Source organism: Streptomyces sp. CA-249302 (assembly GCF_050936785.1).
Classification (GTDB): domain Bacteria; phylum Actinomycetota; class Actinomycetes; order Streptomycetales; family Streptomycetaceae; genus Streptomyces.
In genome coordinates, this window is sequence record NZ_JBNJMG010000001.1 from 7,790,822 (window position 1) to 7,807,177 (window position 16,356).

Genomic DNA, 16,356 nt, shown 5'->3' on the forward strand with positions numbered 1-16,356 from the left:
GTGGGCGTTGTCGTGGATCCGGATTGTCCGCGATGGACATGGCGCCCGTCACGGGGTCCGGCCACGTAAGCGGTGAACTCCCATGCCGGGGCGTTAGATTGGCCGCTGATGGTGGACGGAACGGCTGGTCAAGGGGCGAGGACGATGGACAGCGACGGGACGCGGGACACGCGGGGGACGCATGCGAATCCTGTGCCGCGTCCGGCGGGTCCGCCGGACATGCCGGCGATGCCCCCGCGGCCTCCACGGGCGCCGGGTGCGGAACAGCACCGGGCGGCCGTCGCCGAGTGGCTCAACGAGCCTCGCCCGACCGCGAAACCCGGCATCTGGCGCTATGGGTACCGCCCGCCGAAGGCCGCGCAGGGTGCGGAACGGCTTTCCCCGGTCACGATCGTCGGCCTGCTCGTGCCGTTCGTGGTGGCGGTGCTTCTGTGGTCACTGTGGCGCCAGGGCGGCGTTCCGTACCAGTGGGTGCTGCTGAAGCTGTTCACCCCGGACGACTGGTGGTGGGCCGGCACCGTCTCTCCCAAGCCGCACAAGGGGCATGTGGTCGTGGAGGGGGCGGAGGCCCTCGTGGTCTACAACGGTGTCTTCTTCGCCGTGCTCGTCTATGCCGTGGGCCGGCTGGGCAGCTGGCCGAGCGTCGTACGCCACTTCATCGGCGGCAGGTCACAGCCGGCCCGAGCCCTGCTCGCCGCCCTGGCTGCCCTCGTCGTGCTCAGCCTGGTCTTCCCGAAGGCCTTCCCCGGCGTCGGCTGGGACGCCGTGCCGGTCGTGGATCCGGTCTTCTCCCTCGTAGCCCTGATCTCGGGCAGTTACGACCTGTTCCAGTCCCAGCTGTTCACCGACAGCGTCTACGCGATCATCACCCTGCTGGTCGTGTGGCCCTTCGCCAGGGTCGGTGGCTGGTGGGCCTATGCGAAGGAACGCCTCGCTGCGCGCAAGGCCTCGGCGGAGGCCGGGCCACCGCCCGCAGACCGGCCCCGCGCCCAGTGGCCCGAACTGCGGGAGGCCGGCCAGCACGAGGCGGCGGACCTGCTGACTGCCGAGGTGGCCGGCGGCCGGATGAACGACGTGGACTGCGCCCGGGTGTCGCACGCGTGGACGGTGGCCGCGCGGGAGGCGGGGCTCGGTGCCTTCCGGGACATGGTGCTGCGACAGGGGGCGGCCGCGTGGACCCACCCGTCCGGCGCCCGGGACCTGCCCCGCCGTTCCGCACGGCACGACCTGCTCGAGGGACAGGTGCGGATCGGGCACTGGGTGGCTGCGGACCGGGCCCCGCGTGCCTACCACGGGGCCGGCGCCGCGCTCGGCCCGGACGTCCTGGGCAACTCGCTGCTCGCGGTCGGCCCTCCCGGCTCGGGCAAGACACGGCACCTGGTCGAACCCCTGACCGAATCCCTTGCCCTGCAGGCGCTCACCGGGCGCTGCACGGTGGTCGCGGTCTCCTCGGCCGGGGCGCCGCTCGCCGCGGACTCGGCGTTCGACGTGATCGTGCGGATCGGGGACCGGGCGTCCGTCCACGACCTGGATCCCTACGCCGAGTCCGACGACCCCGACGAGGCGGCCGCCGTCCTCGCCGAGGGCCTGGTCGGCGACCTCGACGCGGTGGGCACCCAGAGCGCCGCCACCGCGCTGGCCCAACTGCTCGGTCCCTACCGGGCGGTGCACGGCCGTTTCCCGACCCTGCCCGTGCTCCGGGAGCTCCTGGAGGGCGAACCGGCGGCGGTGACCGCCCTGCGGGACGCCCTGGCGGCGGACGAACACGCCGTGATGCGCCGGGAGCTGGAGGCACGCATCCGGCAGACGGGCGGTGCGGGCGACGTGGGCCGCGCCCTCGCCGACCGGCTGGCGCTGCTCAACCGGCCGGTCTTCGCCGACTTCTTCGGTGGCGGCGCGACGCGGCCCTTCTCTCTGCGGGCTGTCGCCCACCACCCGCTGCGGGTCCGCATCGATCTGCCCGAACAGGGCCACGAGGAGGCCGGCCGGGTGATCACGCGGCTCGTCCTCGCCCAGTTCGGAGCGGTCGCACGAGAGCGGCGGAGGCCTCACTTCGCCTGTCTGGTCCTGGACGACGCCACCGGGACGATCACCACCGGGTCAGTGGGGCGGATCCAGCGGCTCCGCTCCCAGAACGCGGGGGTGGTGCTGGCGCTGCGGACCGTCGGTGACGTCCCCGAAGCCCTGCACGGTCCGCTGTACGGGGCCGTCGGCTGCCGTATGGCCTTCTCCGGTGTGACGACCTGGGACGGCAGCCGGTTCGCCCAGGCCTGGGGCACCGAGTGGGTGGAGACGCGGGATGTCGCCAAGCACACGGTCTTCGCCGACCAGCCGATGACCCGTGCCATCCACGCCCTGCGCAAGCTCGTCACCGGCAAGGCGGTCACCACGGACGCCGTCACCGTGCGCCAGGTCGAGCGGGAGCGGTGGTCGGCTTCGGAGTTGGCGCACGAGGTTCCGCCCGGGCACGCAGTGCTGTCGTTGACCACCGTGAAGGGCGAGCACGCACCCCCGTTGCTGGTGGATCTGCGGGGCTGACGGGCCGGAGTCGACCGTACGGGGCGGCAGAATCGGCATAGGGTGTTCATACATGGCGGCCAAATGATCACAAGGGTCATGCGGCCCACACAGACCTGAAGGCCTCATGCCCCCGACGCTCGCCTCCCTCGTCCACCACTCCGCGCTCAAGCTGACCGTGCGGGCGGGCGAGGACCGCCTGGATGTGCCCGTTCGGTGGGCGCATGTCAGTGAGCTCGCCGATCCCGTGCCGTACATGGAGGGTGGGGAGCTGCTGCTGATCACCGCGTTGAAGCTGGACGCGGAGGATCCGGAGGCGATGCGGCGGTATGTGAAGCGGCTGGTGGGGGCGGGGGTGGTGGGGCTGGGGTTCGCCGTCGGGGTCAATTACGACGACGTTCCCAAAGCGCTCGTCGACGCGGCCGAGGAAGAAGGGCTGCCGTTGCTGGAGGTGCCGCGGCGCACGCCCTTCCTCGCCATCAGCAAGGCGGTGAGCGCGGCCATCGCCGCGGATCAGTACCGGGCGGTGACCGCCGGCTTCGCCGCCCAGCGTGAGCTGACCCGGCAGGCGCTCGCCGAGGGCCCCGAGGGGCTGCTCGCCGCGCTCGCCTCGCAGGTCGACGGGTGGGCCGCGCTGTACGACGCCTCGGGCGCCGTCGTCGCCACCGCGCCGGAGTGGGCGGGGCGGCGGGCCGCGCGGCTCACGGCGGACGTGGAGCGGTTGAGGGAGAGGCCGGCACCGGCCTCCTCGGTGGTGGGCGGGCCGGAGAACGAGGACCGGGTCGAGCTGCACTCCATCGGCACCGGGCGGCGGCCGCGCGCCGCGCTGGCCGTCGGGACGGCCGCGACGCTGGGTACGGCGGAGCGGTACGCCGTCCATTCGGCGATCGCGCTGCTGACGCTGACGACCGAACGGTCCCGTTCGCTGCATGCCGCCGAGCAGCGGATCGGGGCGGCGGTGCTGCGGATGCTGCTCGCCGGGGAGCCGGACCATGCGCGGGCCGTGGCCGGGGATCTGTACGGCGGGCTGCTGGACGCGCCCTTCCGGATGGTCGTCGCCGAGTCCGTTCCGGTGGTGCGGATGTCCGTCGATTCCCATGCGCATCTGGAGGTGGGCAGGTCCGGCGACAAGGCCGACGGCGGTCGGCTCGCCGTGTTGGCCGAGGCCGTGGAGGCGGCGGCCGCTCGGGCGGGGGAGGCCGTGCTCGTCGTACCGGAGGGGGACGGGGAGCGGGAACGGCTGGTCGTGGTCGCCGCGGACGAGGGGGCGGCGGTTGGTGCGTGCGCGGACTACGCGGCCGCGGTCGAGGCCGCGCGGGCCGGCGCCGGGCGGGAGCAGACCGGGGGTGACGAGGACGAGCTGGTCGTCGGGGCGTCGGCGCCGGTCGGGCCGATCGCCGCGGCGGCGGGGTACAAGCAGGCCGAGCAGGCCCTGTCGGTGGCTCGGCGGCGGGGGCGGGTGTTCGTGGAGCACGAGCAGTTGGCGGCGGGGTCCGTGGTGCCCTTGCTGGCCGACGACGCGGTGAAGGCGTTCGCCGACGGGTTGTTGCGGCCGTTGTACGAGCACGACGCGACCGGGCGGGGGGATCTGGTGGCCTCGCTGCGGGCCTGGCTGTCGCGACACGGGCAGTGGGATGCGGCGGCCGCGGATCTGGGGGTGCACCGGCATACCCTGCGGTACCGGATGCGGCGGGTGGAGGAGATTCTGGGACGGTCGCTGGACGATCCGGATGTGCGGATGGAGTTGTGGCTGGCGCTGAAGGCGACGTCGGCGGACTAGGAACCCCGCGGGCCGAACCTGCCGATCCGGCGTATGGATGCCGCCCACCACTACACCCCGGCCAAACACTCCCACCCCCACCCCGTCCTACCGTGGACCCGAAAGCCAGCAACATCACCCCCTAGCGCCGAAGGGCCGGAACCCGACATGACTTCCAGCACCGCCTTCTGGCTCGCCGGCCGCCAGGTCACCGGCGAGGACACCTTCGACGTCACCTCCCCCTGGGACGGCCGACTCGTCGGCAGGGTGAGCGTGCCGACGGACGCCCAGGTCGAAGAGGCCGTGGCCGCCGCGTACGCCGTCCGCGAGGAGTTCGCCGCCACCCCCGCCCACGTCCGCGCCGCCGCCCTCGACCACGTCAGCAAGCGGCTCGTCGAGCGCACCGAGGAGATCGCCCAGCTGATCTCCGCCGAGAACGGCAAGCCGATCAAGTGGGCCCGGGGCGAGGTCGGCCGTGCCGTCTCCGTGTTCCGGTTCGCGGCCGAGGAGGCCCGGCGGTTCAACGGCGGTGAGGCCCAGCGGCTCGATACCGACCTCGGCGGTCAGGGCCGGCTCGCCCTCACCCGCCGCTTCCCGAAGGGCGTCGTCCTCGGTATCGCGCCCTTCAACTTCCCGCTCAACCTCTGTGCCCACAAGATCGCCCCGGCCATCGCCGCCGGCGCGCCGATCATCCTGAAGCCGGCGCCCGCCACCCCGCTCTCCGGCCTGATCATCGGCGACCTGCTCGCCGAGACCGAGCTGCCGGCGGGGTCCTGGAGCATCCTCCCCGTCGCCAACGACAAGATGCCCGCCCTCGTCCAGGACGAGCGGCTGCCGGTCATCTCCTTCACCGGTTCCGAGAAGGTCGGTTACGCGATCATGGACTCGGTGCCGCGCAAGCACTGCACGCTGGAGCTGGGCGGCAACGGCGCGGCCGTCGTCCTCGGCGACTTCGCCTCCGACGCCGACCTCGACTGGGCCGCCACCCGTATCGCCACCTTCTCCAACTACCAGGGCGGGCAGTCCTGCATCTCCGTGCAGCGGGTGATCGCGGACGCCTCCGTCTACGACCGTCTGCTGCCGCGCGTCGTCGCCGCCGTCGAGGCCCAGGTCACCGGCGACCCGGGCGACGACAAGACCGACGTCGGCCCGCTGGTCAGCGAGGACGCCGCCAAGCGGGTCGAGGCGTGGGTGAAGGAGGCCGTCGAGGCCGGCGCGAGCCTGCTCACCGGCGGTGACCGCGACGGCGCCTCCTACGCGCCGACCGTCCTCACCGACGTACCGGCGGACACCACGATCTCCTGCGAGGAGGTCTTCGGGCCGGTGCTGACCGTGCAGAAGGTGGACGGGGAGGCGGCGGCCTTCGCCGCCGTCAACTCCTCCAAGTACGGCCTCCAGGCAGGGGTGTTCACCCACGACCTCCAGGTCGCCTTCCGCGCCCACCGCGCCCTCGAGGTCGGCGGCGTCGTCATCGGCGACGTCCCCTCCTACCGCGCCGACCAGATGCCGTACGGCGGCGCCAAGCAGTCCGGTGTCGGCCGTGAGGGCGTGAAGTTCGCGATGGACGACTACACGTACGAGCGGGTGCTGGTGCTGACGGGACTCGCCCTCTGACCGACCGGTGACGGCGAGAGCGGCCGCAGTCCGCTGTGCGGGGCTTGCGGCCGTTCCCGTGGGCGGCTACGCGCCCACCCGGTCGTTACGTCCCAGGAAGCGGAACTCCCCGTCCGTCACCTGGTAGAGGAAGGTCTTGCCCATGGATTCCAGGGCGCGGGTGTCCTCGTCGAAGTCCAGCCGCTTGGCAACGCCGTCGTAGGTGGTGCGGAAGATCCGCTCGGCGACCTGGCCGCGCTCGGTGCCGGTGCCCCCGCCGAGCGCGGTCAGGGTGGCGGCGATCAGGCCTACGGCGTCGTATGCCTCGGCGGACCAGGGGCCCGGGGCGCTGCCATAGCGTTCGCGGTACGCCGCCGTGAACGCCCTGGCGGCCTTGGATCCGTCCGAGGCCGGATCGGTGTACGGGGCTTCGAGCACCCAGCCCTCGGCCGCCGCGCCGGCCGCCGTCAGGAAGGCCGGACGCATCACCGCCTCCAGGCCCAGCCGCGGCCCGGTGAAGTCCGCGGTGGCCAGCGCCTGGGCACAGCGGGCGGCGCGGGCCGGTGACGTACTCATGCAGACGACCGCCTGCGCGCGGAAGTCCAGGGCGGCGGCGACCGCCGGCCCGAAGTCGTCCTGGTCCGCGGGCACTTCGTGCAGGGCGGCCGTTCCGTGGGCCGGCGGGGTCTCGTCCAGGGCCTGGGCGAGGGCCCATACCGGGTCACCGGACGCGCGGTCCACGATCACGGACGTGCGGTGGGTGCGGTGGACGCGGGTCAGATAGTCGAGCAGCGGGTAGTCCTCCGCGCGCTGCGGGACTCTGGTCACGCAGATCGTGCGCAGGTCGGCGTTGGTCAACAGGCCCGTGGCGGTGGGTTCCACCGAGACGACGACGAGGGGCGTGGACGCGGTGTCGTACAGCCGGCCGACCGCGCGCACGGTGAGCGTGCCGGTGGGGCCGACCACCGCGAGGACCGCTGGATCCGCGATCAGGGTGCGGGCCGCGCGCCGCGCCCGGGCGGCCTCGCCGCCGTCGTCGACGGTCTTCACGGCGAGGCGGAAACGCACGTCGGTACGGGCGTTGTGAGCGGCGACGGCCAGCCGGACCCCGCGCTCGTGCTCTGTTCCGAGCGACTTCTGAGGCCCCGTCAAGTCGGCCTGCAGCCCGATGACATGGGTCGGCACACCGTGCGTCGAGCCACCCGAGGCGGCGCTTTTGCGGGTCAGCACGACGGCGGCGCCGACACCGGACGCGGCGAGCACCGCGGCCGCCGAACCGGCGACCGTGAGGAGCCGGCGACGCGAGGGCGAACGCACCCCGTCGCCCTGAGCCCCGGCCCTCGGAGAGGCGGCCGCGGCGCGGGGCGGCGGATCGAGGGCACGCGCCGACCGGTCGGCCACCAGACGAAGCACGGTGGAGGGCAGCCAGTCGAGTGGGACGGCCGGGGCGGCGGTGCCGGGCGGGCCCATGGGCCCGGACGAGCCATCGGCATCGGAGACCGCGGTGAGTCCTGCGGCCGCGACGGAGGACCCGGCGGATTCCGCGGCGGCCACCAGCACCCGGTGCAACGCGGCTGACGTAGGCCTGTCCCCGGGGGCCTTGGCCAGGCAGCCGGTGATCGCCGTGTGCACGGGCGGTGGCAGGAGGCGTTCCAGTCCGGCGAGGTCGGGGCTCTCGTGGACCGTGCGGTAGAGGACCGCCGCCGGGTCGCCGGTGCCGAAGGGCCGACGGCCGGTGGCCGCGTACGCCAGGGCGCAGCCCAGTGAGAAGACGTCACTCGGCGCGCCCACCTCGTCCGCCCGGGCTTGCTCCGGGGAGAGGTAGCCGGGGGTGCCGACGACCGCGTCGGGTGAGGTGAGTGCCGTGGCGCCGGCGCCCTGTGCGATGCCGAAATCGATCAGCCGGGGGCCGTCGACGGCGAGCAGGACGTTGGCGGGCTTGACGTCCCGGTGTACCAGTCCCGCCTCGTGCACCTCGGCCAGGGCTTGCGCGAGGAGACGGCCCAGCACGACGACAGTGGGCGCGGGCAGCGGTCCGTACGTCTCGACCGCCTCCGTGAGGGACGGACCGGGCACGAAGGTGCCGGCCAGCCACGGCTCGCGGGCCTCGGCGTCCGCGGCCGTCACCGGCACCAGCCAGGGTCCGCTCAGCCCGGTGGCCAGCCGCACCTCGCGTCGGAAGCGAGCCCGGAAGGCGGGGTCCGCCGCGTACTCGGCGCGGATCACCTTCAACGCCACCAGCGCCCCGTCCGCCGCCCGGGCCAGGTAGACCACGCCCATGCCGCCCGAGCCCAGCCGGGCCAGCAGGCGGTGCCCGCCCAACTCCTCGGGGTCCTCGGCCCGCAGCGCCAGCATCGCCGTTCTGCCCTCCTCAAGGCCCAACCCGTCTGAAACGCCTAGAAGTTCACCGACCGTACGTACGCGAACCGGCCGTCCTCGACCCGGTACTCGTGGAACCGCAGGGCCTTGCGGTCGAGGTTCTCCCGGAACGAGTACGTGGCGACCAGCCCTTTGTACGAGGCTTTCCCGAGTGCCTCGGTGAGCTGCGCGCGGCTCGGGCGTCGGCCGGCCCTCCCGGCGAGCGCGGTGAGCCGGTCGACGACCAGCCCTGTCACGTCGTAGGCCTCGGCCGCCCAGTCGCCCGGCGCGCCGCCGTAACGCCTGCGGTAGGCGGTGGCGAAGTCCCGTACGGATTCGGCGTTCGGGGAGATGTACGAGGTCATGGCCTGCCATCCCGTGGCCGCGCCGCCCGCCGCGGTGAGGAAGGCCTGCGTGGCCAGGGACTCCTCCAGGAAGCGCGGACCGCGGAAGTCCCGCTCGGCCAGCGCCCGGGCGACGGCACCGGCGCGCTCCGGAGTCCCCATGTACAGGAGGCCGTCGATGCCGTGGCCGAGCATGTCGGGGAGCACGGACGCGGGGTCGGGCGCGATCGCCGGTACGACCCGTGTGTACAGGTCCAGTTGCCGGCGCCGCGCCGCCCCGGGGACGAGGTTGTCGTTCTCCGTGCCGAGTTCCCCGCCCGCGCGGTCCACCAGCAGGCCCGGCCGGCGGGAACCCTGCAGCCCGGCCGTCGCGAGGGCGATCTGGGCGCCGGTGTCGGCCGTGGGCGTCGTATGGAAGTAGAACTTCGGGTAGTTCAGCAGGACGTTCGACGCCGTGTAGGGCGATACGTCGGAGACCGTCAGCAGGGGCAGCCCGGCGCCCTCGTACACCTCCACGGCCGCCCGGACCGAGGTGGCTCCGGTGGGGCCCAGGACCGCGAGGACGTCGTCGTCGCCGCTCAGGTGCCGGGCCGCGGCCAGTGCCCGCCCGGCGCCGCCGCCGTCGTCCGCGACCCGGAGGGTGAGCGTGAAAGGCTTGTCCGCACGGGAGTTGAACCGCTCGACGGCCAGCCGCGCGGCCCGTGCCTGCGCCGTACCGGCCGCCTTCTGCGGCCCGCTCAGATCCGCCTGTACGCCGATGATCCACGGACGTCCCGCGGTCGTACCCGAGTCCTTCTCGTCGTCGCGCAGCGTCGCCCACAGAATCCCGCCGCCGCCCACCGCGAGCAGGGCCACACCGCCGGCCGCCAGGCTCAGCATCCGGCGGCGCCCCGGCCGCGGGGGCGCGGGCTCCGCTCCGATCTCGGTGGGCTCGATGCCGGGCAGGGCCAGCAGTTCGGCCGACCGGTCCGCGACCATCCGTACGATCGCGTCCGGCAGCCAGTCGATGGAGCCCTCCGGGGCGTCCTCGACCAGGGCGGCGTCCAACTCGGCCGTCGTGGGCCGGTTTTCGGGCTCCTTGTCCAGACAGCGTTCGAGCAGCGCCCGAGACTCGGCGTCCTCGATGCCGTCCAGCCGCGGCGTGTCGTGCACCGTGCGGTACAGCAGCGCGTCCGCCGCGCCGGTGCCGAAGGGGAGGCGGCCCGTCGCCGCGTACGCCAGCACGCAGCCCAGCGAGAACACGTCGCTCGGCGGTCCCACGCGCCGGGCGCGGGCCTGTTCGGGGGAGAGGAAGCCGGGAGTGCCCACGACCACGCTGTCCGCGGTCAGCGCCGTCTCCTCGACGGCCGTCGGCCGCGCGATGCCGAAGTCGATCAGCCGCGGGCCGTCCAGGGCGAGCAGGACGTTGCCGGGTTTGACGTCCCGGTGCACCAGGCCGGCGTCGTGCACCGCGGACAGGGCCCGCGCCAGCACCTTGCCCAGCACCCGCACCGCCCGCTCCGGCAGCGGCCCGCAGGCCGCCACCGCCTCGGCCAGCGACGGTCCCGGCACGAACGCCGTCGCCAGCCACGGCGCTGCCGCCTCCGTGTCCGCGTCCAGCACCCGCACCACCCAGGGACTGTCCACCCGCCGGGCGGAGTCCGCCTCTCGTCGGAAACGGACCCCGAAGTCGGCCTCGTCGGCGTACTCGGGCCGGATCACCTTGACCGCGGCCAGGTCACCGGCCTCGCTCCGGGCCAGATAGACCACGCCCATGCCGCCGGCGCCCAGCCGCCCCAGCAGCCGGTGGCCGCCCAGACGGGAGGGGTCGGAGGGCAGCAGCCGCTCCATCACGAGCCCTCCTTCACAGAGGGCGACACGGAGGCGGAAGCGGAGGACGACGCCGAGCCGGTTGCCGGCACGGCCTCCCATCCGATGGCCTGCTGCACCCGGATCGCCATCTTGGACTGGACCGAGGAGACGGGGTCGTGCACGTCGTCGTCGGTGCGCCCGCGTCCCCCGCACCCGGAGACCCCGATCACCACCGGGCCGAGCGTCGCCTGGTACCAGGCGTACGGGTACGGTCCGCCCCGAGTGTCGCTGACGCACTCGCCGTCCTCGATCAGCCAGTCGTCGTAGGCGTCGTTTCCGCGCTCGCCCAGCAGGATCCCGGACGAGTTCAGACCCGTCAGGCGCTCGCCCGGCCGCAGCAACTGCTCCCCGCAGCCGAGGCCCTCCTCCAGCATCCGGGCCTGCGCCCAGGCCGCGTCCAGGGCCGTACGGTGCACTCCGACGCTGATCTGCAAGCGGACGGAGCCCTTGCCGTCCGCCGCCGGCTCCTCGTAGCGCCAGGTCGCCGTCGCCAGCACGTCCTTCGGCAACGCCTCCTGGCGCCAGGCGCAGTCGTCGCCCAGATACACCCACCGGTCCGGATCCCGCTCGAACGGCGTCGCCCGCACCACGTGCGGCCCGAACAGCTCCGGCCCGGCGACCACCTTCTCCAACAGTGCCCGAGCCTGTGCCGGGGTTCTCGGCACCTTCGCCGGATCGGTCCTGGAGACCAGCGCCCGGGAGCGCGGCGAACCGGTGCGCGCAGTGCCCGTGTTGCTGCTCGCGGTCGCCTTCGGCGTCGCCGTCCCCGTCGCGTGGCCGCTGCCGCCGGTGCACCCCGACAGCAGCAGCCCGCATAACGCCGTAACCACCCCGCAGGCGCGCGGCGCGCTTCCGTGTGCCACGGTTCCCCACCCCATTCACCGTGCCGACGGTCACCCCGATGTTCCTACCGATGCCACTGCGGCGCCCGGTGGTTCCGGAATCCGGCTCCCCAGGCTTCTAGGTAATGGGAACCGTTTTCATATCCGCTTCCCAGAGGGGCCCGGCACCGATGCCTTCCGGTGCCGGGCCCCTTCTTCGGTCGGTCTTCTCCGGACCCTCAGCCGGAGAAGCCGACGTGCGCGAGCCGCAGCGGGCCGCGCAGCCTGATGTGCACGTCGTGCACGCCCTCGGCGACGATCCCGGCGTCGAGGGTGATGTAGTCGTACGGTCCCGGGGTGGCGGTCTCCGGGCTCAGCGGGGCCAGCACCGCGCCCCCGTCCAGGGACAGCTCGACGACTCCCTCGCCCGCGACCGTCACGCTCACCTCCGTGACGCCGTCGCCCAAATCGCAGTCCCGGTAGACCAGTTCGGCCGTCCGGTTCGGCTCCGGCGTCACCGCGTCGCCCGCCGCCTTCGTCCGGTCGACGATCGCCGCACCGCTCTGCTCGTCGAAGTCGGCCGCCTCCAGGCCGCGTTGGAGCACGGGGCGCGGGGCGTCCGGCTCGCCGTCCAGGAGCACCGTCGTACGCAGCCGGACGTCCTCGCTGGAGGAGCCGGCCAGGAGGTCGTACGGGCCCGGCTCCAGGCGCCGTCCGCCGCGCGCCACGTCCCAGAACTCGAAGGCGGAGAGCGGGACTTCGAAGGCGAGTTCCGTCTTCTCGCCGGGGGCGAGGGTGACCCGGCGGTGGGCGACCAGCTCGCGGCGCGGGCGGGTCACCGTCGGCTCGACGGCGCGGGTGTAGAGCTGGGCGACCTCGTCGGCCGACACGTCCCCGGTGTTGGTGACCGTGAAGGAGACGTGCACCGCGTCGCCGTCCACCGCGGTCGCCAGATCGCCGTAGGAGAAGCTCGCGTACGACAGGCCGTGTCCGAACGGGAACAGCGGCGTGCCCTCGAAGTAGAGGTACGTCTGGCGGCTGCCGATGACGTCGTAGTCGAGGAGGCCGGGCAGATCGCCGTCGTCCTCGTACCAGGTCTGGGGCAGGCGGCCGCCCGGGGAGACGTCGCCGGAGAGGATCCGGGCGAGCGCGGTGCCGGCCGCCTGGCCGCCGTGGGCCGTCCACAGGACCGCGGGCAGGGCGGACGTGCGGACCGTGTAGGGGTACGCGGAGACCAAGGTCAGGACGGTGCGCGGGTTCGCGGCGCGGGCCGCGCGCAGCAGTCGCTCCTGGTGCTCGGGGAGGTGCAGGGTCGTACGGTCCTCGGTCTCGCGGCCGTTGATGTGCGGGTCGTTGCCCGCCACGACCACGACCACGTCCGCCTGCTCGGCGGCCCGCCGCACCGCCTCCTCGCCGCGCTCGACGACGAGCATCTCGAAGACTTCCGGATTCCCGTCGGCAACCTTCACTCCGTCGGCGGCGACGGACACATGGCGACCCGTGCCGATGTGCCTGAGGAGGTGACCGTTCGCATGGGGTTCCAGGCGGAACGTCTCCTGGACGACCCAGCCGCCGGGCTGGTCCGCGGAGGCGCGTACGTAACCGTCTTCGGCCACCGAGAGGTAGCGGCCGTCCGGCGCGCGGAGCGTGAGCACGCCCTCGCCCCAGTCGATCAGGGCGAGTTCGGTGCCGGCCGGGTCGGTGGTCAGCGGCGGGAGGTCGGTGCGGCCGGCGAGCAGCGCCGGGTCCAACGCGCCCTCGGCGCCGCGCACTTCGTCGTCGGCTTCGACGGCCGGGACCTGGAGGAAGACGCCGGCCGAGGTCTTCAGACGGATGCGGTCGACACCCTCCGCGAACTCGACACGCTCCGCGCCGAACCGCTCGTACAGGCCCTCCAGAGGTGTCGAGCGGTGGATCAACGTGCCGCTGTACCAGTCGAGTTTGCACTCGTCGGCGAGCAGGCCCACCACCGCGACCCGGGTGTCGGGGGCGAGCGGGAGCAGGCCGTCGTTCTTGAGCAGGACGACCGCCTGCTCGGCAGCCTCCAGCGCGAGCACGCGGTGCGCCGGGGTGTCGAAGTCGTGCGTACCCGCGTACGGGTCGTACCGCGGGTCGAACTCGCCCAGGCGGAAGCGGACGGAGAGCTGGCGGCGGACGGCGGTGTCGATGTCGGCCTCCGTCAACAGGCCTTTCTCGTACGCGCCTTGGACGCGCCCGACGATCTGCGCACTCTCCGTCCCGTGGTCGGTGAAGCTGTCGACGCCCGCGAGGAGGGCGGCCGCCGTCGCCTCCTCGTGGGTGTCGTAGTAGTGCTCGTGGTCGACCAGGTTGGAGGGCGCGCCCGCGTCCGAGCAGACCAGCAGGTCCTCGTCGGTCCAGGCCCGCAGGTGCTCGCGCAGATACGGCGACACGTGGTTCGGGCGGCCGTTGACCAGGTTGTACGCCGGCATCACCCCGGCCACCGCGCCCGCCTCGACCGTCTCGCGGAAGGCGCGCAGGTCGTACTCGTGCAGGACGCGCGGGCGCACCGAGGACGACGAAGTGGCCCGGTCCGTCTCGTTGTTGTGGGCCAGCCAGTGCTTCAGGACGGGCGCCGTGCGCCAGTACGTCGGGTGCTCGCCGCGCAGACCGCGGGTGTACGCCGTCGCGATGGCCGAGGTCAGCTTCGGGTCCTCGGAGTAGCCCTCCTCGTTGCGGCCCCACAGGGGGTGGCGCAGGAGGTTGACGGTCGGGGACCAGACGTTGAGGCCGACGCGGTCGTCGCGGGCGTGCATCGCCCGGGCCTCCTTGGAGACGGCCTCGCCGATACGGCGTACCAGATCCGTGTTCCAGGTCGCGCCGAGGCCCACGGCCTGCGGGAACACGGTCGCCGGGCCCATCCAGGCCACACCGTGCAGGGCCTCCTGGCCGGTGCGCCAGGCGGCGATGCCGAGGCGGTCGACGGCCGGGGCGTACTGGTGCAGGAAGGAGACCTTCTCCTCCAGGGTGAGCCGCTCCAGCAGGTCGTCGATGCGCTTCGCGAAGGGCAGTTGCGGATCGCGGTAAGGCGGCGTGGGCGGCGTCTGTTCGGTCACGTGGGGATCCCCTTGCGATGGAGCGGCCATGCGCTTTCGAAGCGCTTCGATGCTCATTCGACGAGTGGGCGGGTGTCAAGGGATGCTCACTGTTACTTCAAGCGGCGCATAAGAAAAGGTCGATGGCGATAGCTCGGAGGAATGTTGGGAGCGACCCTTGTGCACCCTCAGGTGTTCACTTAACCTCGCAGCAACATCGAAGCGCTTCGACTATCGAACGTACCGAATTGGTCGGAGGATCCGCTTCAGCTCAGCCAGTTCCACTCGAGACACCGCAGCCGACGGCCACCGCCGGGTGTCCTGGTGCGCCATGAAGGGTTGACGCAATGACGCCGAACGCCGCTTCCGCCTCCTCCGGGCCCAGCCGGAGAAGCTTCCTCGCCTCAACTGCGGTCGCCACCGCGGCGGTTGCGGGTGGGATGCCGCTGCTTGCCGCCTGCGGGGCGTCGGACAGCGGGTCGGGGGGCGGCTCCTCCGCGGGCAAGGGCGCGAACAAGCTGCTGCCGGCCTTCGTCGCCAACAACGTGGTGACGCCGGACATCCCGTCCAAGTACGGCTCGTCGATGGGCTTCACCGGCAAGCTCGACCTGGCCACCCTGAAGACCTCCGTCCCGAAGAAGCTGGGCAAGGGCGGCAAGGTCACCGTCATGTCGCCGTTCTGGGGCTCCCCGCCCAAGCAGGACAACGCCTACTACAAGGCGATGAACGACCTGATCGGTGTCGACGTCGTGTGGCAGAACCAGGACGGCAACACCTACGACCAGAAGCTCGGCGCGGTCCTCGCCTCCAGCGAGGTACCGGACGTCGTGGTCGTCCCCGGCTGGAACATGGGCGGCAAGATACCCACCGCCATCATCAGCAAGTTCGCCGACCTCGGCCCCTACCTCGCGGGCGACAAGGTCAAGGACTATCCGAACCTCGCCGCCATCCCGACCGACGCCTGGCGACGCTGCATCTTCGGCGGCAAGCTGCGGGGCCTGCCGATGCCCGCCTCGTACGTGACCAACATCGTGCCCTTCTACCGCAAGGACATCTTCGACAAGGAGGGCTACGAACTCCCGCGCTCGGCGGACGAGTTCCTCTCCCTGGCCAAGGAGATCACCAACGCCAAGGCCAAGCGGTGGGCCTGCATGGACATGAAGTGGACCGCCTGGCAGATGTTCAGCGTGCTCTCCGGCAGTGAGAAGCCGCTGGGCTGGAACCTCGTCGACGGCAAGCTGGTCAACCGCATCGAGACCCAGGAGTACCTCGAAGCGATCGAGTGGGCCCGCAAGCTCTTCGCCGCCGGGGTCGTGCACCCCGACTCCATGCTGGGCAAGAACGCCCCCGACCCGGGCCCGAAGTTCGCCGCCGGCGAGTTCCTGATCTACGCCCAGGACATCAGCCAGTGGTACAGCCGCACCGCCGAACAGGCCACCCAGAACCCGGACTTCAAGATCGGGGGCATGGACGTGTACGCCCACGACGGCGGAGATCCCCAGGTCTGGGCCGAACAGCCCGCCGGCATCTTCGCGTTCATCAACAAGAAGGCCTCGGAGTCGGTGATCCATGACGCGTTGGCCGTCGCCAACGTCACCGCCGCGCCGTACGGGACCAAGGAGTACATGGCCACCGACTACGGCGTCGAGGGCACCCACTACACCGTCAAGAACGGTGTGCCCACCAAGACCACCCAGGGCAACAACGAGGTCATCAACGCCTACGTGATGATCGCGAGCCCCGCCTCCACTCTCGCCCACCCCGACTTCCCCGAGGTCGTCAAGGCCCAGGTGGCGTGGCAGCAGCGGATGGGCTCCTTCACCAAGAAGTCCAGCTTCTTCGGCCAGATGATCACCGAGCCGTCCCGCTACACCAACCTCATGAACGACTTCGAGCAGCTGGAAGACGACATCACCCGCGGCCGCAAGAAGATCAGCGACATGCAGCAGGCCGTCTCCGACTGGAAGAGCAAGGGCGGCGACAAGCTGCGCGACTGGTACCAGAAGCTGCTCGACGACAACGGTTCGGCGAGCTGACCAGGCACTGAGGCAAGGAGAACG

Annotated in this window: 8 protein-coding genes; 4 read left to right on the forward strand and 4 right to left on the reverse strand. The window is 72.3% G+C overall.

The window, feature by feature from the left end; all coding sequences use genetic code 11:
• The first annotated feature begins 144 nt into the window (after positions 1-144).
• From ACQEWB_RS35470 to ACQEWB_RS35480, 3 genes are all read left to right on the forward strand, one after another.
• Positions 145-2,538: an ATP/GTP-binding protein gene (locus ACQEWB_RS35470; protein ID WP_432838387.1), complete on the forward strand. Its 2,394-nt coding sequence runs from the start codon at positions 145-147 to the stop codon at positions 2,536-2,538.
• Between the two features lie 106 nt (positions 2,539-2,644).
• Positions 2,645-4,297 (forward strand): PucR family transcriptional regulator, encoded by a 1,653-nt coding sequence (locus tag ACQEWB_RS35475; RefSeq protein WP_432838389.1) that lies wholly within the window; start codon positions 2,645-2,647, stop codon positions 4,295-4,297.
• Between the two features lie 147 nt (positions 4,298-4,444).
• Positions 4,445-5,890 (forward strand): aldehyde dehydrogenase family protein, encoded by a 1,446-nt coding sequence (locus ACQEWB_RS35480; protein WP_432838391.1) that lies wholly within the window; start codon positions 4,445-4,447, stop codon positions 5,888-5,890.
• Positions 5,891-5,956: 66 nt separating this feature from the next.
• Here ACQEWB_RS35480 and ACQEWB_RS35485 read toward each other — a convergent pair whose 3' ends face one another.
• The 4 genes from ACQEWB_RS35485 to ACQEWB_RS35500 all read right to left on the reverse strand — a co-directional run bounded on the left by ACQEWB_RS35485 (position 5,957) and on the right by ACQEWB_RS35500 (position 14,317).
• Positions 5,957-8,224, reverse strand: a complete 2,268-nt coding sequence (locus ACQEWB_RS35485; protein WP_432838393.1) for a bifunctional serine/threonine-protein kinase/ABC transporter substrate-binding protein — start codon at positions 8,222-8,224, stop codon at positions 5,957-5,959.
• A 41-nt stretch (positions 8,225-8,265) separates the two neighbouring features.
• The gene (locus tag ACQEWB_RS35490) at positions 8,266-10,401 is read right to left on the reverse strand and encodes a bifunctional serine/threonine-protein kinase/ABC transporter substrate-binding protein (protein WP_432838395.1); all 2,136 of its coding nucleotides are present in this window, start codon (positions 10,399-10,401) and stop codon (positions 8,266-8,268) included.
• On the reverse strand, positions 10,401-11,285 hold the full coding sequence (locus ACQEWB_RS35495) for a hypothetical protein (RefSeq protein WP_432838397.1): 885 nt from the start codon (positions 11,283-11,285) through the stop codon (positions 10,401-10,403). The genes ACQEWB_RS35490 and ACQEWB_RS35495 overlap by 1 nt, the downstream gene beginning before the upstream one ends.
• A 197-nt stretch (positions 11,286-11,482) precedes the next feature.
• Entirely contained in the window at positions 11,483-14,317 is a 2,835-nt protein-coding gene (locus ACQEWB_RS35500) for a glycoside hydrolase family 3 C-terminal domain-containing protein (protein WP_432838399.1), read from the reverse strand.
• 326 nt (positions 14,318-14,643) lie between these two features.
• Between ACQEWB_RS35500 and ACQEWB_RS35505 the strand changes: the two genes are divergently transcribed.
• Positions 14,644-16,332: an extracellular solute-binding protein gene (locus ACQEWB_RS35505; protein WP_432838401.1), complete on the forward strand. Its 1,689-nt coding sequence runs from the start codon at positions 14,644-14,646 to the stop codon at positions 16,330-16,332.
• Positions 16,333-16,356: the final 24 nt, after the last annotated feature.